Source organism: Niallia circulans NBRC 13626 (genome assembly GCF_001591585.1).
Lineage (GTDB): Bacteria > Bacillota > Bacilli > Bacillales > Cytobacillaceae > Niallia > Niallia circulans.
The window spans coordinates 16,777-35,384 of record NZ_BCVE01000029.1 but is presented as its reverse complement, the minus strand read 5'-3'; the positions used below and the strand labels follow the sequence as shown (position 1 = coordinate 35,384).

The window sequence follows — 18,608 nt, the reverse complement described above, 5'->3', positions numbered from 1 at the left end:
TCTTTGCTATTTATTTCATCATACTATAACCAAGTCGGGGTATAGGTTATAGTTGTGGTAGCGGCACTAGAAGGCATAACCGTCAATTTATTTTCTCCTGGTCTCAATTCAAACCAGTTACTACTAAAATCTAAACTTGTCATTCTTACTGCGTAATTAATAGTGACTTTCCTTCTTTTAAAATCAACCACTAACTTATCACCAGCAACAAATGCCCATATGACTCTAACAAACTTTCCATTCTCATTTTGTATCCGGAATTCATTTGCAGATTCTGTGAATTCAACATTAAAAATAGGAGTGCATGAAGCTGTTCCTTCGTTAATAATCGTTGTCAATGCTACTGTTTTCTCTTTACCATATTTTAATGGATCAGGACAAAGAAAAGGTAGGGTTCCCCTACCTCTAAAAACAATCTCATCCCAATCAGGATTTCCATTCATTAAACCATAATAAGTTTTGTCTGGTTCATCAGAAAAAATAATCGGTGCTGGTTCTGTAACATATAAAACACTATTTAAGGCATCTATTATTTTTCTCGTTTGACTTAATCCCCTACTTGGCAACACAAAATCAACAGGTATCTGTCTTTCTATTAATCTTCTCTTTAAAAAATAACTACCTGGGGAATTGGGTTTAGATTGGCCGATAACTTCTTGATGAATAGGACCTCTTCCCCCAACTTGTCTGACTTTAATAGGGAGAATATGTCCATTAAAAGTAATATTAAAACTCAATATGAAACACCCCCATTAAAATTTCTTTTATCTCTTTTTTTGTTATTGCTTTGTTGAGAAGAAATATATTCAATCAATCCTCTGGCTTGATATCCTCCAATATTTATCACAGCTTCAACCTTCTGAGCAATGTTTGATTTAGTATCAGAATTGGAAGAATTATTTACCGTAGCACTTCTAACACGATTTCTTGCAGATAATTGATTGTTCAGCCCAATACCGTTAATACCTACAGCACCTTCTGCAGTAAACTTAGGAATAGATAGCATATTCTTCATCGATTTTTCAACTCTGGATGCATCCGCATCTATTCCGACAGCTACACCCGCAGGAATCCACTTACCAATTTCATCTCTCATAACTCTTGATGGAGAATGTATACCTAGAACGCTAGAAGCCCAATCTGTAATTTTTCCACCAAGTGAGCTAATTTTATCCTTAACCCACCCAAATCCATTTCCTATCCCTTCTACAATACCTGAGACTATATCCTCACCGATTGAAACCATCTTAGAAATGGTGCTAGTTATTCCATCAACAACTTTTCCTGTTATTTCTTTTCCTTTGTCCTTGATTTTTGAAAGCTTATCACCTATCGCTTTTGCTAATTTTATAATCAAGTCTGCTCCTGCTTTTAGCAAAGTACCTATAATACTTAAGATTCCTTGTACAAGCATTTTCAAGATTTTTACTCCTGCTGACAAAATCTGTGGTAGATTTTTTATAATTGCACCGGCTAAAGTAATGATTAATTTTAAGGCACAGGCAATTAATGCTGGTATCAGCTGAACAATTCCTTGAATAAGAGCATTTAGAATTTTTATACCAGCTGAAATGATCTGCGGCAAAGCTTTAATCAAAGCAGTAGCAAAAGTAATAATTAAGGTGAGCGCAGTTTCGATAAGCATAGGAAGAATTGAAATAATCCCATCAATTAGGGCCATCAGTAATTCAATTCCAGCCTCTAAAATTTGTGGTAAATTGTCTAGAAGAGCCGTTGCTAAAGATATTATAATCGTTAGGGCTGCTGTTAGTAATGCAGGTAAGGCAGCAGTCAATCCACCAATCAGTGCATTCAGAATATCAATCCCGGCTGATAAAATCATTGGCAAATTATCAACCATAATCCCTAATAAAGAAGTGATAATTAAAATTGCTGTATTGATAACCTCAGGAAGTACAGTTAAAATACCTTCCAGTAAATTAGTAAGAATTGTTATACCAACACTAATGATTGTTGGCAAATATTGAGCGATCGTATCCACAAGAAAAGTCACTATAGAAATAATCGCATTAATCATAATCGGTAAATATTGCACTATTCCGTCTGCTATCGCAGTAATGATTTTGAGACCAACTTCGATAATTATTGGCAGATAAGTTGTTATCGCTTCATTAAGCATGTTCATTAGTTGTTCTGCTACAGAGACCAATTTAGGAATACTTTGGGCAATTCCTTCCATCAATTTAACAATTAAATCTGCTCCAATTTTGATAAACTGTGGAATTAAGACTAGTGCTGTATCAAGGATTCCCATCAGCATTTTGCCGATATCTTTTAACGCTTTATTTATCCCCTCAGCTGAGAAACCACCCATTTTAAGGAGTGTTGCAGCAAACGTGATTGCTAGAGATATTACTATTCCTAAAGGTCCTGTTACCCCTATAAATCCTAATGCTAATCGACTCAAGAAAGGAACAAGAGTTAATAAAACGTTCGTAATATTTTCAAAAGATAATTTCAATGCATTTAAAATCGCTTGCCCTACAGCACTATTCGCAAGATAATCAAAGAATGATGAAATAGCATCTCCGGCAATAGCCAGACCTGTAGAAATTGCACTAATAGCTTTTACACCAACAGATCCTAACCAAGCAAAGCCAGCAATTAGTTTATCTGCTGACCAATTACCGAATGCTTGGAGTCCTGGCATTATAGAAGCTAAGGCTATTTTAATCCCGTCTACTGATTTTTGGTATATATCAGTTATAAAGGACCATGTTTTTTGTACTCCGTTCCGGAAAGTTTCATTCGTTTTATATAAATTGACCAACATTACCGCTAATCCACCAAGAGCTGCAACAAATGCAACAACTGGATTGGTTGCTATAGCAGTTCCTAACGCTGTAAAGGCACCTACTAACATACCGATTAATTTAGTCATTCCCATATAAGTGCTAAATATCGCAAGGGCAGTTACTACTCCTAGTAAAGCAGGGGATAGTAATTTCAAAGCGTCTACCATCCGTCTTAAACCATTAGCGAAAGTTTCACTACCAGTTACACGAGCAACAGCTTTAAAAGCATTTGTTAGTCCTTTTAAGGCATTGATAATATCGCCTTTTAATACGTCTGCAACGTTGGCCATTATTTTAACAATTGCTGTTCGCATATTACCGAATGAACCAGAAATTGTGTCTCCTGCTGTTTTGGCTAATCCAGCCATAGCAGCAGTACTTCCTGCAATACCGTCCGTTCCATTCTGGATACCATCAACAAGCATATCGATTGCATCGTTTGATTCTAGCAAACCTTTAGATGTGTCTTTCTTAATATCAGCTACTGATTGGTTGGTTTGGTTAGCGAGCATTTGCCATGCTGGTATCCCAGCATCTACTAATCTATTAATATCATCTGCATAAACCGTCCCAGCTGATTGCATGGAAGCTATAGCGCTTGTAATTTGGTCTATAGATTGAGCGCCATCCCCAACTCCATAGGCAGCATCTGCAATAGACTTGAAAACAGGTTTTACCTTTTCAGCTTTCATCCCTGCAGCAACCATTTTCTTAGCACCTAAAGCTACGTCATTTAATGCGATAGGTGTTCCATCGATAGCATCAACCAAGTCGTTCATAACCAACTTCGCATCTTCTGCGGAGCCTGTTAGAACCGTTAATGATTTTGTTGCGGTATCTATCGTATCTACACGACTAATAGCCCGACCCATTAAATTCATTAAACCAGTAATTCCAGTTATTGTTGCTGCCATTTTCAGCATGCTTTTCAACGGACTTTCGACAGAGCGATCTAAAGAGGAAAATTCCTGTCTCATACGACTGATTGAGTTACTTGCTGAACTCCTCATACGGCTGAACGCGTTAGAAAAACCGCTTGTCATCCGAGAAGTTATACCACTAGTTGCTGATCGCAATCCAGTAAACAACGAACGAAAGGGATTAGCTCGGGTAAATGTATTACGGATTGAGTTGGCGGCAGCAGAAAAAGTATCACTAATGCTAGTTCGTATTTGTCCTAGACTAGTACGTATTTGTCTCATGTTATTACGAAAAGTTTGCGGAAAACTACTTCCTACACGGTTAAAGTCACGGTCTATATTTCGTATCTGACCAGATACGTTTGAATCATCAAGGGATATCTCAATAACAACTGATCCATCTGCTGCCATCTACTCACCCCTCTCAGCCATCTTTTGTTTGATGTAAGCTTGTTTCTCTGCTAAATCCATTGCTTCGAATTCTATTTCTTCTTGGGATTTCTTTAGTGCATATAGTTGCTTTAGCTTCATGAGATTGCTTTTCTCTTCACCTGTCATGTGTTTATTTGGCATACGTTGTCTAATATCAATAACCCGCTTAAACATCGTGTCATCACTTAAAGAAGCTAATAGTGCATTAAACTTAAACCAATGCATCTTCCCTTGTTGATCGATTAAGTCAATTTGATAATCATATAAAAAAGACGCATAGATATACTGTGCGTCTTCTTCTAGGCTATATAGTTTTTTATCACCCTCATCTTCATCAATGACATTACCAGCAAGGTCTCGTTTGATCTCTTGCTTTTTACCTTGAAGGATGACCGTTTCCATAATGAGTGTATATAGTTCAACCATTTGTTCGTCAGGCAATTCATGACCATCGATTAAAAGTAAATCCAATATAACAATTACCTTGAACAAATCATCAATGGTATCATCCTTTAGTACATCAAACACTAAAAGGACATTATCAAAAGCTAAATTCAATTTGTAAGTAACGCCATTATAGTCAATTGAGTTCTGTAATTTTCGAGCAAGGGAAAACATTGCCCTCACCTACTTACTTTTTTAGATTTGCTACATAATTATCTTTTTGTTCTCGTCTTGTACGTTTTTCGTACTCGGCCATTACACCATTTGCAACGTCTATAAAGCTATTAGACAGCAAAGTTACATCTGGATACTTGTTATAAATCTTATCAAATGAACCTTCCCCGAATAATGGATCATAGATGCTTTTTAAAATAGATTTGGTTTCTTCAATCGCTTTAGCAAATGATTCTTTATCTTTTACCTCAACGATATCTGTATTTCGATTTTCAAATTCTTCGATTAATCCCATTAGCTTTTCTTTCCCGGCATCCGAGATATCTACATTAAAATCAAACTCCCCGAATCTCACGGGGATAATGGATTGGTTACTTAAATTAATATTAATAGACATATGTTACCTCCTAATTATTCTTCTGTTGTTTGTGTTCCTGTTTCACCAGGCTTTGTATCAGTTGGAAGACCTTTAAACGTAACTGTAAATTCAAAGGTTGCACGAGCATTCGCATCTCCACCATGAGGAGTGATATCTTGTAATGTTGCTGGACCTTCAATTACACGTCCATCCGGCTCTGTTACTTGAAAATACACTTCTCGACCTTGACCAAGCGTAAATAATTTGTTTCTAATTAGTTCTTGTGCTGGATCGTCAGCATATTTACGGTTACCACTGAATGCATAAGATGATGTTAATCCAGTAGTTTCTGTTTCTGTTCCGCCGGCTCCATCATAATAGCTGTATTCTTCCGTAGATTCCTCATTTGATGGATCAACAGTAGAGATACCTGCAGCTAATGGTAATAGTTCTTCTTTTGTTTCACCGATTTTATAGGTAGTCAAATAGTTTAAATGAAATGGCATTGTTAATCCCCCTTGTAAACTAGTAAATTTGCGCTTAATTGCGCTGTGAAAATGTAATACTTATCATCCTTCATAAGAAGGTTTGGGCTTGTTTGTATGTCTATTCCTTCGAATTCATATGAGTTGTTTTCACTAGGTATAGACTTTCTAGCCTTTAAAAAATCAACAATCAATTGGCATGTATTATAAGCAACTAATTGTTGATCGTGCTTAGTGCTGATTTGGAAAGCATATCCTTGGCTATATGATCCATCCATGTAGTATTGATAAGTTCTTGAAGGTAAAGTTGTCACTGCAATGCTATTTCCGGTCCCAAGAATAGGAGATAGCACCGTTGAGTAATACTTTTGGGCGTCTAATAAATATACTAATCTCTCTAAAAAGTCCATTGTCATAGGTTATCTTCCATTTCTCTTTGCGCAAGTCTAGTCCAGTCATCTCCATATGCTGCTTTAGCACGTTCATGCCATAGACCACCCGCTTTAGGATTCTTCTCCAAAGAAAAGTTGTATTGTGGGTTGTAGTAAAGATTCCTTGCGTATGGGGTTGACCATTGCAATATTCCTTGCCCAATAATAGAACCACGTATGGAGGAATCACGTAAATTCCATGTGTCTGCAGGAATAAATTCGTTATCGTCTTTTAAAATCTGATTATCCAGTGCGTATTGGGTTCTTTCTTTTGCTCTTGATATTTGTCTAGCTATACCGTTTAAATTAGTTCGAATTCTTACCCTACTCATATCAAATTCACCTCATAATGGTGGGGTATATCTGGATCTAATGCATATAAGCTATCGCATTGAATAACTCGATAATCCTTTTCTTTAAATCTAACCTTGGACTTTTCTTTCAAAGGCTTAAAATTTGGTGTGTTCATCGCGTCTAAAAAGATAACTCCAAGCGTTTGGACTTCTTCTCCATTACCATCCCTTCGCAACTTGCTAGATGGTTGCACCAACACAAAAGAGATGGTCTCAGTTGGTGCAAATTCTTCACCAAAGGAGCCATCTCTTACAAATTCTTCGTATTCAATTGTGTGGATCAATAACTTTTTAGGAATTGGTTTAACTTTAGCCATTTACATCAATCCCATTATAGAGTAACCCTGTTGGTTTTAAATAGCTTATAACTGCAGGAGACGTACGTAATTGCTCTCTTGTTAACCTAGTAGGGTTTTGCCCTTCGGAATAGTTAAACTTTCCAATAGTGACGCTGGAAATGTCTGAATCACCATGTTCTACTCCTTCACCTTGCAGAATCATGTATTCCACTTGTGCAGCAGTAGCTTTTTTTACTTGTTCTTTAAAGAATGCGTTTAATTTATCGAATGGGAAGGCTTGTTTTAACTTATATCCTGTTATTTCATCAACAATTTCGCTTCCTCTTTCTGATAATCTATTGAAAGTTACTTCGTCCACTTCTGTTCCTTTATAGACATCATCATAATACTGCTTATCAATGTAAGCCATCATTATTCACCAGCTTTTTCTTCTAAAGCCTTCTTTAACTTTGTGTTTTCTGTTTTTAATACTCTGATTTCCTTTTTCGCCTCTTCTAATTCTTTGGCAGCACCATTACTTTTTAATAATTCTAATTCCTCAACAACTTTATTATATTCAGCTAAAGAAACTGATTTACCACCAGTAGCTTTAGTTACTATCCTTCCCTCTTTATCAATTTGATCAAATCCTTGCACTAAATAACTTTCTAACCGAGTATCTTCAATATTTAACACTTTATTGTTTTTTCTTACTGTTACTTGTCCCATTTGATTACCTCCATTTAATTAAGTAACAAGGGCATTAAGCCCCTGTTCCTGCCTCTGTAACGTGGATTTTAACACCAGGTACTTTCTTTTCGAATAAGAACACATCCCAATATTTACGCTCGAAGTAGTAGTACTTACCACCAGTTGTTGCACTTGGTGCAGCAAGGTCCACGAAATCATATTTTTGTGGTGTGATAATTGCTGATGGATGAATTAAAATCATATTGATTTGTCCTGCTCCAGTAGCTGGGACCGCACCACTTGTAAAGTTATAAGCTGTCTTCATTCGAGAAGTTGGAACAGAAATAATTGTAACCTCATCTAATGAACGAAGATTTCTATTAGCATCGTTTGCTGCTGATCCTTTAATGTCCATGCTTCGTTGGATTTTTTCAGCATTTTTCAATAACGTTTTTACTGGAGAAGTAACGTATAGTTTACGACCTTCTTGTGGTACTTCCGCTTCATCCATGTCTTCCATCATTTGATCAAAAATAGTGAGAATGTTATCTACCGTTAATTCTTCTGTTAGAGCTTGTCCTCCATAGTTTGTATACTCACTATAAAGTTTAGATGCTAAGTATTTATCCATCTCTGGGATTTTTTGCTCTGTGTTAAATACTCTTGTGATATTAGCGATAGACAATACTGTGTTGGTTTCATCTACGTCTTGTGGATCTACAAACATTGGGAATTCACGATCATGTGCTAATGTCTTAGGTTCCCAATCATTATCTGCACGACGTGCAAAATTGCTAGCTACATCTCTATCAACATCAATAAAACCACCTACTGTGATTCTTGGAATTTGAATCGTTTTAGCACCAGTCCATTTAATGTTCTGGTTATTTGGTGTTTCGTATAAATCTCGGAAGTAAAGACCTCCAAAGTATGCTTGTTGTACAGCTTGTTGGTATTGTTCAGCGTAATTTACTGGCATTCATATCACTCCATTTAATTTATTGTTTTTTAACTCCAAATGCTTCTAACCAAGCATCCATTTCAGATGATGGTTGTTTTTCATGCTTTCCAAGAGAGAAAGATGGCTTAGGCTCATCTACTTTCTCTTGTTTCTGCGCAAAATGAGGATACTTCTCAACTACCTTTGCAATAGCAGCATCCATGTCTAAATCATCACTTACCATTGTTTTAGCAAGCGTAACTACATCTTCGACCGATTCAGCAAGGACACCAGCTTTCATAGCACTAATTTGTGCTTTCAAAATAGCATTCTCATTGCTTGTATTTGAGTAGTTAGCCTCTAGCTCTTTTAATCTCTCTGCTTGCTTTTCCGCTTCAGTCTTTTGTGACTCTTGCCATTCTTTGAACTTGGTAAGCCCCTCTTTAGCATTGTTAAAATCCTCGACCCCAAGTTGCTTTAAAAGCTTTTCTTGTGCCTTCTTCGCTTCCTTTGCAACAAGGTTATTTACATCTTCTTGTGTAAATGTCTTTGCTGGTGGCGTGTCTTCAGGCTTGTCAACTGTAGGTGAGTCATTTAGTGGCGTATCTTCAGGAGGATTATCTCCTGGTGGTACGTCATTTTCAGCATAGAATTGTAAATCTAATTGTAATAAGTTGTCTTCAAGTTTCACCGCTTGATCGGATTTTTTTAAAAGATTCATATATAGACCTCCCATGTGGGTATTAAACTTCTGTTTGATTTATCGTGTCCACTACAGATAAAAGGACAAAGAAAAAACACCTCATAGTAAGAAGCGTTTAGTTGTTGTATAATAATTCAGTTGTCAAAAATAAATATATCTAGGTGAACGCTATGTCAGATGAAAATAACTACAAAGGTTACGACACATCAATAATTTATGACTACAGAGAATATCCAGATGTGCAAGCAGGAATCTGCGATAACTGCGGTAATGCTCAATTTAAAAGCTCAGTTAAAAATTACGTCTTTCTAAGAGAATGTCGTAAATGTGGTATGAAGAAAACTATTTGACCCATATTCGGGTCTATTTTTGTTTATATAGCTAATTGCTCTCGATTACGTCTTCTTGTTCTTCCTGTTTCTTTTATGAATTTACGCATATTCTCTTGTCTAGCTCTCACAAGTGCTTTAGCTGCTTTTATCCCCACTTCATCTCCCATTACACCCATGATATTTAGATCACGTTTGGCATAGCGAATCTGCCTTTCTAAGTACCTTTGTTTTTGAGACAGTTTGTAAGCAATATCGTTTTGCTCATCGTTAATCTGTACAGATCTTTTTCTAGAAAACCCTTCAATAAACGGATAGAAAATATGTCCACAGTTTATTCCTCTAAGCCCTGCAATTTCTCCATAACTAGTTCGAGATAACGGCGAATACTTAGGATGTTTACCACTCCGAGAATATATCTCGCCTTGGTAAGGCGCACAACGTGGTCTTGCTCCCATATGTGCTGAGACTTCAATCAAGTCTACACCATATTCATCCATGCGATTATCTTGCATAGTATTAGCAACATTATTACTTAACGATCTAGTGACAGTACTTACATATGCTTCTGTTGACCATTGTTTCCCAGCTTTATCTATTAATGCTGGTATGCCTTTCTCAGACCACTCATTCACAGTTTCTCTAAGTGCCTGTTGAGGTGTTATGGTGCCAGTTAATACTTTCCCTACTGTCTTGTTTAAAGTATCAATATAGATTTGTTGTGATTGTTCTAGCATGGTTGTATTTATTAAATTAAAAGTGTTGATCGCTTGTTGCTGATAGCTCAATAATATGGGATGTATGTTAGTTTGTGGCTCTGTTTTTGGCATAATAATAAAACCTTGTCTTACCGCTTCCTGCAAGTCTTTATCTACTCCATTAACAGCATAATATCCCGCTTCTTGAAGTAGCTTAGTAATTTCATCGATTGCTAGCCCGCTATATTTAGCAATAGTGATAATATTTTCTTGGGACAAAGAACCAACTTCTAATAAATTGGCCACTTCCCAAGCTTGAATATCATCCAGCAAATATTTATTCTTTTTCAGCCGCTTAGCAAGATTAATTAAGAGTTGCTCTTCAATAGCTAAATAAACATCTATTGTGGGTTGCGCTAATTTTTGATTTAAACTTGGATTCATTCTGCATCAGCCCTACTCATACCAAAGAAGTCAATCGCTTCTGCTGTAGCTGTTTGATTCTCCTCTGCTATTTCTTGTATTAGTTGCTCTGCTTCTTCTTCTGTTAATCCATGCAACTTCATGATTGCTCGCTTTCGAGAATTAAGCTTATTAGTGACAAGCTGTATCTGTTTGGCAATTTCAGCATTCTGATCTTCGGCAATCGAATCATCAAAAGTTACTGTTACTTCCCATCCATCTGCTGGTCGATTAAACAGTTTATATAATTCTGCTAATTGTACAATAACCTCAACCAATTCAGTTATTCCAGCTTCAAGAATATTTTCATGAGATTGTTTTGATTTAAATGTCTTACTGTTTTCACTTACAACCTCTGTTGCAGTCTTTACGCTTTTTCCATCGAAGTTAAACGTGCCACCGCTAAACCCTGTTTGCATAGATAATAAATCTAATTGTGCGTTAATTGCTGCTATATGTTCCTCTGCTCTGATCTCAACCGTATTATCATGGATTTTATTAGCATCCATATCACCAAAATCCATCGCTTGATAAACTTCATCATCTGCATCGAAATAACGTTGCGCATTCCCATTTTCATCGATTACTACTTTTACTGCAGTAGTAGGAACTAGAATTCTTCTTCTCCCTAGACGAAATTCTCGTTGAAAGGAATCAAATGCTATATCAATTGAATGAAGTGTATCAAGTGCGTTAGCAAACAACGGTATTCCTAAAGGGCTTGTCATGTCAATGTTATTAGCAAGGTTTGGCTTAAAATAAACAAAGCACGAGCGCTTTAAATTTTCTATCCTTACCTCTTCTGCCAAATCAGGGAATAAAGTCGCTAAAGGTACTTTCTTGCCAACCTCACCAGAGTTCTTATCAGATACAAAAAGTTCGTTTTTAATGATGTATACTTTTTTATCCCATAAGTGCCACTCTAAGTGAGTGTATTTCTTGTCTCCTTTACGGATTTCATTTAAAAATACCGCTTCATGAATACCTTTGTTATCCCAACTAACAGGGATAAAGCAATCGGCAGTGACATAGGAAAGCTTTATTTGACCATCTTCAACATATGGTTTAATAATCATCCCGCCAAGAGCAAATTGAAACTCTAGATAATCTTGAAAGGTTTTGACAAATTTGTTTTCCTTCATGATCTTTTTAATTTCTTTTGACAATCTTTCATCCGAGATATTGATTTCACATCGTTCATTAAAGATTAGGGACGCCATCTCTTGAGATACCACTTTCGGCATATTTAAGGATGCCATACGACGTTTTTTAGGTCCATTAACTGTTTGATAAGTTAAGTCATGCCAGTCACTAAAATAACCTTGATAGAGTGCTTTCCATTGTTCTATCAACTTATAAAACTGGTCATCTACTGGAATGTTTTTGATATCAGATAATTGTTTTACTGTTTTAACGATCCCCATTTTCTGCAACACCCCCTTTACTTTGCTCATAAGTGATTTAAACATTTAATCACCGCCTACTAAAATTTAAGTCCTAACTTTTTCAAATTATCGTTAACAAAGTATTGGAATCCATCACAAGTATGGTCATCTACTTTAATAACTTTCGGATCATCTGTCTTTTTCGACTCTGCATCCCATTGATACTTTTTATGCTCTTCAATAAATATCTTGTTATTGTCTGTGTCCAAATAAAAAAACCTACCCTGAGAGAGTAAGTCTTGAACATTATCAATCATGTCGATTTTCTTTTTCTTAGCAACCGGATTTAATCGAATGTGATAATCTTTGTATATTTGGTTTCTTAATGCTCCTTCTGCACTATCAATAGTCATTTTATCGATTGGACGATGATATTCTTTTCGAATCTTATCAATCCATTCTTTATAATCCTTTGATAGTTCACTTGGTGCTTTCTTTTCCACCTTATTATCTGGACTGTAATACCAGGTATCTAATAAGATAACGTTTCTCCGCTTAGTAAAACCAAAAGCTAAGTGAGTTGTAGCAGATACTTGGTGCCCTGTATCGGATGCTGTACTAATCATTAAGATATCATCATTAGTTGGTAATTCGCTTAACTTTTTGAAATGGTTCATGTTGTATACCATTTCACCTAATCCTATTACCTCTCCATTGTACATCCAGCGCCAGTAATCATAATCATTTTCTTTGTATTTCTCGATTTTCCTAATCATCTGGGCAGATAGGAAACCTTTTGTATCATCAAGATATGTTGAATGATGGATAAAATAATCATCATCAGAAGACTTTCCATCTAACCATTCATTAATCCAACTATACGGATTTCTAGGCGGGTTATAAGAAAAATAAACCTTAACCTCTTTTCCTTCAATCTCTTGACGGATGAATGTATCTTCTACAATGTCTATATCTTCAACACCAGCAAATTCGGCAGCTTCTTCAAACCACAATGCCATTACATAACCTTTAGCAATCTTTGCTGACTTTAGTTTCATTGGATCATCACAACCATAGAAGTAAAAGGCTGTATTTGTTGCCTTATGTTTTATCATTAATGGACTCTTACCAAAGTAAAATTCCTCTTCTACTTTTAGCATATAAATGGCCCATTTTATTTGTTCGTAAATAGAAGTTGATAAGTACTTACCGACTTTTCTTAAACATACAACATTGCCCAATGGATCATTAAGGAAATCCGTAACAAGCTTTAAGCTAATTACAGACGATTTCATAGAAGAACGTCCGCCTTTAGCAATTATATGAGATTGTTTAGTCAACCATAAAGAGTAGAAGTTCTTGTTGATGAGGTCGGTTATCTTAATTAGATTCATCTTCTAAAACCTTCCTCATTTCATCCTCGTTGGTTACGATAACCGTTTTAGATGAATCGATATCATCAATCTTCGTTTCCAGTCTGATTTTCTCAATCTCCGCTTTAATCTTTTCTTCTTGTAATTTAGACTTCTGATGTTCAGGTAATGTCTCGAAATATTTAAGCAGCTTATCTAGCGCCCACTTTCTATCTTCAAGTTTAATAGATACACCTTCTTTACCTTGCTTCACTTCTGTTATTAAGGTCCCATCTACAACATTAGAATGCTTGAAATCAACGAAATTAACTTCTTGCGTTATCGGATTATCATTGTCATCTGTTAAAGGACCGAAGGCACCGATAATAGGCTCTTCTCTTTGACCAAAAGTAAGAAAGTCTGTTATATCCGAGAATGCTATTTTGATTATCTTATTCAGGACATCTACACCCTCTATAAACAGCTCATTGGCCATAGATTGCTTTATTCGTTTGATTTCTTCTCTAACTCTAACATTTGATAACAATCTTGGACCTTGTACATGTGCGGTTGCTGGTGAGTACCCTGCATTAATTGCTGATTGCGTTGCATTAAACGATCTAACATAATACAAACAAAAAAGACCTTGTTTAAAGGTCAATCCACTATCGTCTATGAAATTGTCAATTGATAAATCTTCGGTTAGCTCTTCTGTCGTAGTAGGCTGTTTTACTTTTTGTTGTACAACATTCTTTGTTTTACTCTTTTTTTGTTGTACAACATTGTCTTTGTTATCCTGTCCCCATTTATCACGGGATTTCCAGACAGCCACTTTCTTCTCGTCTATATCGAGTTGATTTGCTATCTCTCTATTTGTTATTTCTCCGTTGCGTTCTTTCCATAAATTATACGCTTTATCTCTGTTTGGATCTCTTGCTCTCGCCATTTACATCACCACCACTCCTTTCGTTATATTGTTTTGAACAAAAAAAAAGAGCCGCAGGGACTCTAAATAATTTTTTTATTCATCTTGAATTGCTATTAACTTGTGAAATGGTTGAGAAAGAAATAATTATACCAACGATCCCTAATACTATAGAGCATTTGAAAATCATATCATTTATACCGCTTGCAGCAAACACTGCATCTATTTGTTCGTATGAAGCATTACTAAGCCACTGGCCATAAATTTTGTATTTGTAATAATCTAATAGCTTTAATAATATTAATAAAAATCCAAAGCCAATCGAAAAAACAGTAGCACCTAACTTGAGTGTATTTCCTAAGTTAGTCATTTTTATCTCCCCCCTATAAGCATTCTAACTTCTATAATTCGACAAAAGGAGATATTTTCCTGCAATTAACCAACCAAACTTTGAACCCACGGTAAATAATTTGGCGTAAAAGAATAATATAAAGCAGCTAGAAATGCTGCAGTTGCAAGAAAATTAGCTATCTGTTTTGGAATTCTTATTAACCTAAATAAAATAAAAACTACTATAAATGCTATTGCTCCAGTAAATCATGACTATTCCAAATTGGATAGCCATTCCATTAACGGTATCCCCGACAGGACTAAAATCAATTTTTTCCATAAAATACCTCCAAATATTATATCGGGTAATTATGGAAAAATGGTAGTTTTATTTTACTTTACCGAAGGTAATGTAGGGGAGGCAGCTTATTAACCGCCTCCCCGTCCTGCCTTCCATTTTACACTGCCGATTTTTCTTTATTCAACAATGTACTAAAGTGGCACATTTGACACATTTGGCACAATATATTGGATTTCAATCTTCTCACTTGTTCTTTAGAGATTCCTAAATGATTACCTATTACTCTATAACTCATGCCATCTAACAAACAATCATATATGATTTTTTCCTTTTCATTTTCAAGAAGATCACCGGCCATCTCAATAGCCATCACATATTTTTGATACTTTTGTAGCCGGTTATATAAACGTTCTTCTCTGATATCCATTTGTTGTAATTCAATCTGGCTTTTACCAGAACTTCCTCGAGGCATTCCAGCTTCATCTCCATACAAGGCTACTCCCCAACTCCTCATTGGTCGTGCATATCCATATAACGCTTTTTGCAAACGATCCACTTCATTACTCATCCAGTGATAATCCCTAATTAATTGTTCGATTTTCTCCTTCATCAGTAATTACCCCCTTTGTCTTAATGCACCATTATGTCTTCTATATGTAGGTTTTCTTATGCCCATTAGCTCTTCTAAGTCTCTATGTGAAAGGAGTTCTTTCTTTTTTGCAACTGATTTTTTCTTAGGTGATTGAGTCTTAAGATGTTGTTTTTCCCATTCTTTAAGCTGTGTTTTTAATAGTGGATTCATCATTATCACCTCATTTAGATAAATAAAAAAAGACACCAAACGAAACGGGTTTAACCGCTTGTTCAGTGTCCTCCAGTTGGCTGGTAGAACTTTTATTTATATCTCTATAATATATTCTTTAATTATTTTTAACATAAAATCTGCACTTTCTGGTGTGTATTGTGGTGATTGGCAGAATATAAGATAATTAAAATTTTCATCTGTTTGAAAAGTATCTTCTCTAAGTATTTCAAATGGAATTACACTATCACTTTGAACGGGTTTTAATTTCCTTGCATTCTCAATTAAATATCCCGCTTCAAGTCCCTTTTCAAAAGTTTTAAATTCAAAGAAACCACTTTGATCATTAAAATTTTTCAAGTATATACTAAAGAAATCATCAAAATCCCAATTGTCATGATGTACAAAATCCACTTTTGATAACCAGCCAAATGCTAATAGGAATGCCATATAGTTCGATAGTTTTATCTTGTTTTTTTCAACATATTTTATTCTTTTGTGTATATCATAATGCATTAATTCAGATGATATATAGTACCACCCAGAATCTCCTAAACCTAAATCTGAATGAGCATCTATATGGGTCCATTCAATGGGTGTCTGGATTAATTGCTTCTCAATAAGTTCTTCAATAAAATAGAATGCTTCATTATGGTGTGTAACAATTCTTCCTTCAATCTTATTTTCTTTACTCAGATTACATTTTTCTTCCAAAAACCGTCTAAACCGATCTTCGTTCCAAGGAATATAATCAGTACTATTTAATCTTGACATTCCATTCACATGGTAAGCAATTTCATTTAGAAAAAAGTCCATGTCTATATCCAATATTCTTTGTGTCAAAAATCTTCCCCCTCATCAAACTTAACCCGCTTCACCTTCCCTTGATGAGTGATGATTTTTGTCTCCCCATGTTCCGGCAGTTGAGTAAGCTTAGCTCGTCCATCACACACAACAATGGCAAAGCTTCCTTTTTGTTCCATTATATCAACTTCTAGTCGCATTGTACTAGTATTAATCTCTAATTCTTTAAGTCTCATGAGGATCACTTCCTTTAGCAAATGATAGACTCCCCATCATTTGCTTAGTATTTTTTATAAAATCTCCTAGTATATAGTGTTTTAATAAAAATCCCCACATTTTTTATACATATTTTTTAAATTTAATCTAATACTAATCATGATTCATTACCAAAGGAGTATGTTTATGTTAAAATTAATCATCAGAATTTTAATATTATCAGTTTCATGGGCTAGTATTTTTTTTATTCCCAAAAAATCTTTTTTTAAATTCTTGCCTGTTACTTTGTTCTCAACTATTTTCTTATTAGTTGAAACATTACTTTCCGTGAAATTCAACTGGTGGAAAGTAAAGGGAGGTGTACATGGTAGAATAAATAGCGCCTTCACATTCATTTTTGGACCATATTTTGTTGGAAACATTATTATTTTTCATTACACATATAAGAAATTTTGGCTATACGCATTATTAAATGGTATTATGGATTTACTCCTAGCATATCCTCTTAATCATTTTTTTGAAAAATTAGGATTTTACAAATTAAAAAAAGTCAATCAGACATTCCTTTTCCTATCTGCTTACCTTTATGCAATGTTGAATTATGGATTCCAAAAAATATTAGATAAAAATTATCCTACTAAAGAGATTAACTAGACTAATTAAAATTGGATGATATATGAGGGAGACTCCTCATATATCATCCAGCAATCAGAATGTATTATTAACTGTTTCGCCCCACCAAGAAGAAAAAATTACCAAAATCTAAAAATTATTTGTTTCAATTAATAAAAAAATACTATTCATTAATATTCTGTCGTATTTCTTCTAATTCTTCCTTAATTTGTCCTATAAGCGAAAGAACAGACCCACTCGCTTGAATCCAACTACCAATTACCCCTATATTTTGATATTGTTTCTTACCTATATTATCTAATTCTTCAATCCCTCCAATTGCTTGTAATGAATTCCCAATCCCTTGCAAAAAACCACCAACTATGTTCTCTATTCTTCCCTCATCTGTACTATCAAAAAATTCGTCTATAAGTCCTACGAAACTGCCTAATGCTTGAATCCAACTACCACTTATAATTAATTTTTGCTCTGTTATAGTATTACACATTTTGTAAAGTAGCAAACTCGTTACTACAGTTGAATTACCTACAGCTCCAATTTCATCACCTAATTTTTCTAATGATTCCGTACCTTGACCATCAGCAGACAAACTGCCTCCTAGTGCTTGCAAAACATTCCCCACAAGTTTCCATTCATAACTTTCAATCTCATTTAGATTGAATTGAGGCGTGTTACTAATAGCTGCTTGTATTGTACCAATTGCAGAAATGACAGATCCTATAATTTCTTGTAAGTTATTATTCATTTACATCCTTCCAAAATTGGATTAATCATAATTAGTTTATGCACATCAAATTAATTTGATATTCACTTAGCAGATCATTCATAAGGTAACCTCATTAGTATTAACAATCATCTTTTGTGACAATATTTTAATTAAGTCCACTTCATCTTTTTAATTACAAAAAAATTGGTATTAGATTAATTTTCTCGCATTTACAATATTATTTTATAATTGTATTCTTAATTAAAATGTTCTCCCAAACTATTTGCACTAAGGTTATCCCTAGTCCGAAATAACCTTAGTAATTTTTCTATATCTTATAACGCTTTTTATTACCACTTCATAAAAACTATTCGTATGCTTTTCTTACTGCTTTGTGAACATAAAATTACTCAATTATTATTTCCTGATAACCAATACATAATTTACTTTCTAAAGTAGATACTAAGAATGCTCCAAAAGGATACAAGCTAATAGTTTTTTCGAAAGGATGAATCACTTTGAAATTTGCAAAACCATCTGGTAATATAACACATCTAGGTTATTATGCTATTGTCTTAACCACAATCTATACATTAATAATTACTATTTTAGGATTAAAGACAATGAAAATGGTTAAGTAC

24 protein-coding genes are annotated in these 18,608 nt (G+C 34.9%); 2 read left to right on the top strand and 22 right to left on the bottom strand.

Annotated elements, in window-relative coordinates; all coding sequences use genetic code 11:
• Positions 1 to 23: 23 nt before the first annotated feature.
• Genes BCI01S_RS22630 through BCI01S_RS22575 form a run of 12 tightly spaced genes read right to left on the bottom strand, consistent with a single transcriptional unit; the run spans position 24 to position 9,042 of the window.
• Positions 24 to 737 (bottom strand): distal tail protein Dit, encoded by a 714-nt coding sequence (locus tag BCI01S_RS22630; protein WP_061801164.1) that lies wholly within the window; start codon positions 735 to 737, stop codon positions 24 to 26.
• The gene (locus BCI01S_RS22625) at positions 734 to 4,147 is read right to left on the bottom strand and encodes a tape measure protein (RefSeq protein WP_082810127.1); all 3,414 of its coding nucleotides are present in this window, start codon (positions 4,145 to 4,147) and stop codon (positions 734 to 736) included. The genes BCI01S_RS22630 and BCI01S_RS22625 overlap by 4 nt, the downstream gene beginning before the upstream one ends.
• Positions 4,148 to 4,786, bottom strand: coding sequence for a Gp15 family bacteriophage protein (locus BCI01S_RS22620; RefSeq protein WP_061801162.1), 639 nt, complete (start codon positions 4,784 to 4,786; stop codon positions 4,148 to 4,150).
• Positions 4,787 to 4,799: 13 nt separating this feature from the next.
• Entirely contained in the window at positions 4,800 to 5,183 is a 384-nt protein-coding gene (locus tag BCI01S_RS22615) for a DUF6673 family protein (protein ID WP_061801161.1), read from the bottom strand.
• A 14-nt stretch (positions 5,184 to 5,197) separates the two neighbouring features.
• Positions 5,198 to 5,650 (bottom strand): phage tail tube protein, encoded by a 453-nt coding sequence (locus BCI01S_RS22610; protein WP_061801160.1) that lies wholly within the window; start codon positions 5,648 to 5,650, stop codon positions 5,198 to 5,200.
• A gap of 2 nt (positions 5,651 to 5,652) precedes the next feature.
• Complete coding sequence (locus tag BCI01S_RS22605) at positions 5,653 to 6,045, bottom strand: hypothetical protein (RefSeq protein WP_061801159.1); 393 nt, start codon at positions 6,043 to 6,045, stop codon at positions 5,653 to 5,655.
• Complete coding sequence (locus tag BCI01S_RS22600; RefSeq protein ID WP_061801158.1) at positions 6,042 to 6,392, bottom strand: minor capsid protein; 351 nt, start codon at positions 6,390 to 6,392, stop codon at positions 6,042 to 6,044. The genes BCI01S_RS22605 and BCI01S_RS22600 overlap by 4 nt, the downstream gene beginning before the upstream one ends.
• Positions 6,389 to 6,730 (bottom strand): putative minor capsid protein, encoded by a 342-nt coding sequence (locus BCI01S_RS22595; protein WP_061801157.1) that lies wholly within the window; start codon positions 6,728 to 6,730, stop codon positions 6,389 to 6,391. Before BCI01S_RS22595 ends, BCI01S_RS22600 begins: the two co-directional genes overlap by 4 nt.
• A complete protein-coding gene (locus tag BCI01S_RS22590; RefSeq protein WP_061801156.1) occupies positions 6,723 to 7,121 on the bottom strand; it encodes a head-tail connector protein in 399 nt (132 codons plus the stop codon). The genes BCI01S_RS22595 and BCI01S_RS22590 overlap by 8 nt, the downstream gene beginning before the upstream one ends.
• A gap of 2 nt (positions 7,122 to 7,123) precedes the next feature.
• A complete protein-coding gene (locus BCI01S_RS22585; protein WP_061801155.1) occupies positions 7,124 to 7,420 on the bottom strand; it encodes a hypothetical protein in 297 nt (98 codons plus the stop codon).
• 34 nt (positions 7,421 to 7,454) lie between these two features.
• Complete coding sequence (locus BCI01S_RS22580) at positions 7,455 to 8,360, bottom strand: hypothetical protein (RefSeq protein ID WP_061801154.1); 906 nt, start codon at positions 8,358 to 8,360, stop codon at positions 7,455 to 7,457.
• 19 nt (positions 8,361 to 8,379) lie between these two features.
• Positions 8,380 to 9,042 (bottom strand): hypothetical protein, encoded by a 663-nt coding sequence (locus BCI01S_RS22575; protein WP_061801153.1) that lies wholly within the window; start codon positions 9,040 to 9,042, stop codon positions 8,380 to 8,382.
• 152 nt (positions 9,043 to 9,194) lie between these two features.
• Between BCI01S_RS22575 and BCI01S_RS26075 the strand changes: the two genes are divergently transcribed.
• Positions 9,195 to 9,374: a DUF8096 family protein gene (locus BCI01S_RS26075; RefSeq protein ID WP_047944089.1), complete on the top strand. Its 180-nt coding sequence runs from the start codon at positions 9,195 to 9,197 to the stop codon at positions 9,372 to 9,374.
• A 23-nt stretch (positions 9,375 to 9,397) separates the two neighbouring features.
• On the opposite strand, the gene BCI01S_RS22565 is transcribed toward BCI01S_RS26075, so the two are convergent.
• The 9 genes from BCI01S_RS22565 to BCI01S_RS22525 all read right to left on the bottom strand — a co-directional run bounded on the left by BCI01S_RS22565 (position 9,398) and on the right by BCI01S_RS22525 (position 16,648).
• Entirely contained in the window at positions 9,398 to 10,495 is a 1,098-nt protein-coding gene (locus tag BCI01S_RS22565) for a phage minor capsid protein (protein WP_061801152.1), read from the bottom strand.
• Positions 10,492 to 11,982, bottom strand: coding sequence for a phage portal protein (locus BCI01S_RS22560; RefSeq protein WP_061801151.1), 1,491 nt, complete (start codon positions 11,980 to 11,982; stop codon positions 10,492 to 10,494). The genes BCI01S_RS22565 and BCI01S_RS22560 overlap by 4 nt, the downstream gene beginning before the upstream one ends.
• Positions 11,983 to 11,996: 14 nt before the next feature.
• Positions 11,997 to 13,292, bottom strand: coding sequence for a PBSX family phage terminase large subunit (locus tag BCI01S_RS22555; protein ID WP_061801150.1), 1,296 nt, complete (start codon positions 13,290 to 13,292; stop codon positions 11,997 to 11,999).
• On the bottom strand, positions 13,279 to 14,196 hold the full coding sequence (locus BCI01S_RS22550) for a terminase small subunit (protein WP_061801149.1): 918 nt from the start codon (positions 14,194 to 14,196) through the stop codon (positions 13,279 to 13,281). Before BCI01S_RS22550 ends, BCI01S_RS22555 begins: the two co-directional genes overlap by 14 nt.
• Positions 14,197 to 14,275: 79 nt before the next feature.
• A complete protein-coding gene (locus tag BCI01S_RS22545; RefSeq protein WP_061801148.1) occupies positions 14,276 to 14,545 on the bottom strand; it encodes a hypothetical protein in 270 nt (89 codons plus the stop codon).
• Positions 14,546 to 14,963: 418 nt separating this feature from the next.
• Positions 14,964 to 15,419 (bottom strand): helix-turn-helix domain-containing protein, encoded by a 456-nt coding sequence (locus tag BCI01S_RS22540; protein WP_061801147.1) that lies wholly within the window; start codon positions 15,417 to 15,419, stop codon positions 14,964 to 14,966.
• 3 nt (positions 15,420 to 15,422) lie between these two features.
• On the bottom strand, positions 15,423 to 15,608 hold the full coding sequence (locus BCI01S_RS22535) for a hypothetical protein (protein ID WP_047944080.1): 186 nt from the start codon (positions 15,606 to 15,608) through the stop codon (positions 15,423 to 15,425).
• Between the two features lie 96 nt (positions 15,609 to 15,704).
• Positions 15,705 to 16,451 carry a peptide arginase family protein gene (locus tag BCI01S_RS22530; protein ID WP_061801146.1) on the bottom strand — a complete coding sequence of 249 codons (747 nt, stop codon included), beginning with the start codon at positions 16,449 to 16,451 and terminating at the stop codon, positions 15,705 to 15,707.
• The gene (locus BCI01S_RS22525) at positions 16,448 to 16,648 is read right to left on the bottom strand and encodes an XtrA/YqaO family protein (RefSeq protein ID WP_047944078.1); all 201 of its coding nucleotides are present in this window, start codon (positions 16,646 to 16,648) and stop codon (positions 16,448 to 16,450) included. The genes BCI01S_RS22530 and BCI01S_RS22525 overlap by 4 nt, the downstream gene beginning before the upstream one ends.
• Before the next feature lie 166 nt (positions 16,649 to 16,814).
• Between BCI01S_RS22525 and BCI01S_RS22520 the strand changes: the two genes are divergently transcribed.
• Positions 16,815 to 17,282, top strand: a complete 468-nt coding sequence (locus BCI01S_RS22520) for a hypothetical protein (RefSeq protein WP_047944077.1) — start codon at positions 16,815 to 16,817, stop codon at positions 17,280 to 17,282.
• 142 nt (positions 17,283 to 17,424) lie between these two features.
• On the opposite strand, the gene BCI01S_RS22515 is transcribed toward BCI01S_RS22520, so the two are convergent.
• Positions 17,425 to 18,006, bottom strand: a complete 582-nt coding sequence (locus tag BCI01S_RS22515) for a DUF6944 family repetitive protein (protein ID WP_047944076.1) — start codon at positions 18,004 to 18,006, stop codon at positions 17,425 to 17,427.
• Positions 18,007 to 18,608 lie beyond the last annotated feature (602 nt).

Excerpts from the sequence above, each read along its gene's own strand:
- BCI01S_RS22605 (WP_061801159.1), bottom strand. The coding sequence starts at position 6,045 with ATGACAATGGACTTTTTAGAGAGATTAGTATATTTATTAGACGCCCAA.
- BCI01S_RS22555 (WP_061801150.1), bottom strand. The coding sequence starts at position 13,292 with ATGAATCTAATTAAGATAACCGACCTCATCAACAAGAACTTCTACTCT.
- BCI01S_RS22625 (WP_082810127.1), bottom strand. The coding sequence starts at position 4,147 with ATGGCAGCAGATGGATCAGTTGTTATTGAGATATCCCTTGATGATTCA.
- BCI01S_RS22520 (WP_047944077.1), top strand. The coding sequence starts at position 16,815 with ATGTTAAAATTAATCATCAGAATTTTAATATTATCAGTTTCATGGGCT.
- BCI01S_RS22575 (WP_061801153.1), bottom strand. The coding sequence starts at position 9,042 with ATGAATCTTTTAAAAAAATCCGATCAAGCGGTGAAACTTGAAGACAAC.
- BCI01S_RS22620 (WP_061801162.1), bottom strand. The coding sequence starts at position 4,786 with ATGTTTTCCCTTGCTCGAAAATTACAGAACTCAATTGACTATAATGGC.
- BCI01S_RS22535 (WP_047944080.1), bottom strand. The coding sequence starts at position 15,608 with ATGAATCCACTATTAAAAACACAGCTTAAAGAATGGGAAAAACAACAT.
- BCI01S_RS22545 (WP_061801148.1), bottom strand. The coding sequence starts at position 14,545 with ATGACTAACTTAGGAAATACACTCAAGTTAGGTGCTACTGTTTTTTCG.
- BCI01S_RS22595 (WP_061801157.1), bottom strand. The coding sequence starts at position 6,730 with ATGGCTAAAGTTAAACCAATTCCTAAAAAGTTATTGATCCACACAATT.
- BCI01S_RS22580 (WP_061801154.1), bottom strand. The coding sequence starts at position 8,360 with ATGCCAGTAAATTACGCTGAACAATACCAACAAGCTGTACAACAAGCA.
- BCI01S_RS22560 (WP_061801151.1), bottom strand. The coding sequence starts at position 11,982 with ATGTTTAAATCACTTATGAGCAAAGTAAAGGGGGTGTTGCAGAAAATG.
- BCI01S_RS22615 (WP_061801161.1), bottom strand. The coding sequence starts at position 5,183 with ATGTCTATTAATATTAATTTAAGTAACCAATCCATTATCCCCGTGAGA.
- BCI01S_RS22565 (WP_061801152.1), bottom strand. The coding sequence starts at position 10,495 with ATGAATCCAAGTTTAAATCAAAAATTAGCGCAACCCACAATAGATGTT.
- BCI01S_RS22590 (WP_061801156.1), bottom strand. The coding sequence starts at position 7,121 with ATGGCTTACATTGATAAGCAGTATTATGATGATGTCTATAAAGGAACA.
- BCI01S_RS26075 (WP_047944089.1), top strand. The coding sequence starts at position 9,195 with ATGTCAGATGAAAATAACTACAAAGGTTACGACACATCAATAATTTAT.
- BCI01S_RS22525 (WP_047944078.1), bottom strand. The coding sequence starts at position 16,648 with ATGAGACTTAAAGAATTAGAGATTAATACTAGTACAATGCGACTAGAA.
- BCI01S_RS22515 (WP_047944076.1), bottom strand. The coding sequence starts at position 18,006 with ATGAATAATAACTTACAAGAAATTATAGGATCTGTCATTTCTGCAATT.
- BCI01S_RS22550 (WP_061801149.1), bottom strand. The coding sequence starts at position 14,196 with ATGGCGAGAGCAAGAGATCCAAACAGAGATAAAGCGTATAATTTATGG.
- BCI01S_RS22610 (WP_061801160.1), bottom strand. The coding sequence starts at position 5,650 with ATGCCATTTCATTTAAACTATTTGACTACCTATAAAATCGGTGAAACA.
- BCI01S_RS22585 (WP_061801155.1), bottom strand. The coding sequence starts at position 7,420 with ATGGGACAAGTAACAGTAAGAAAAAACAATAAAGTGTTAAATATTGAA.
- BCI01S_RS22600 (WP_061801158.1), bottom strand. The coding sequence starts at position 6,392 with ATGAGTAGGGTAAGAATTCGAACTAATTTAAACGGTATAGCTAGACAA.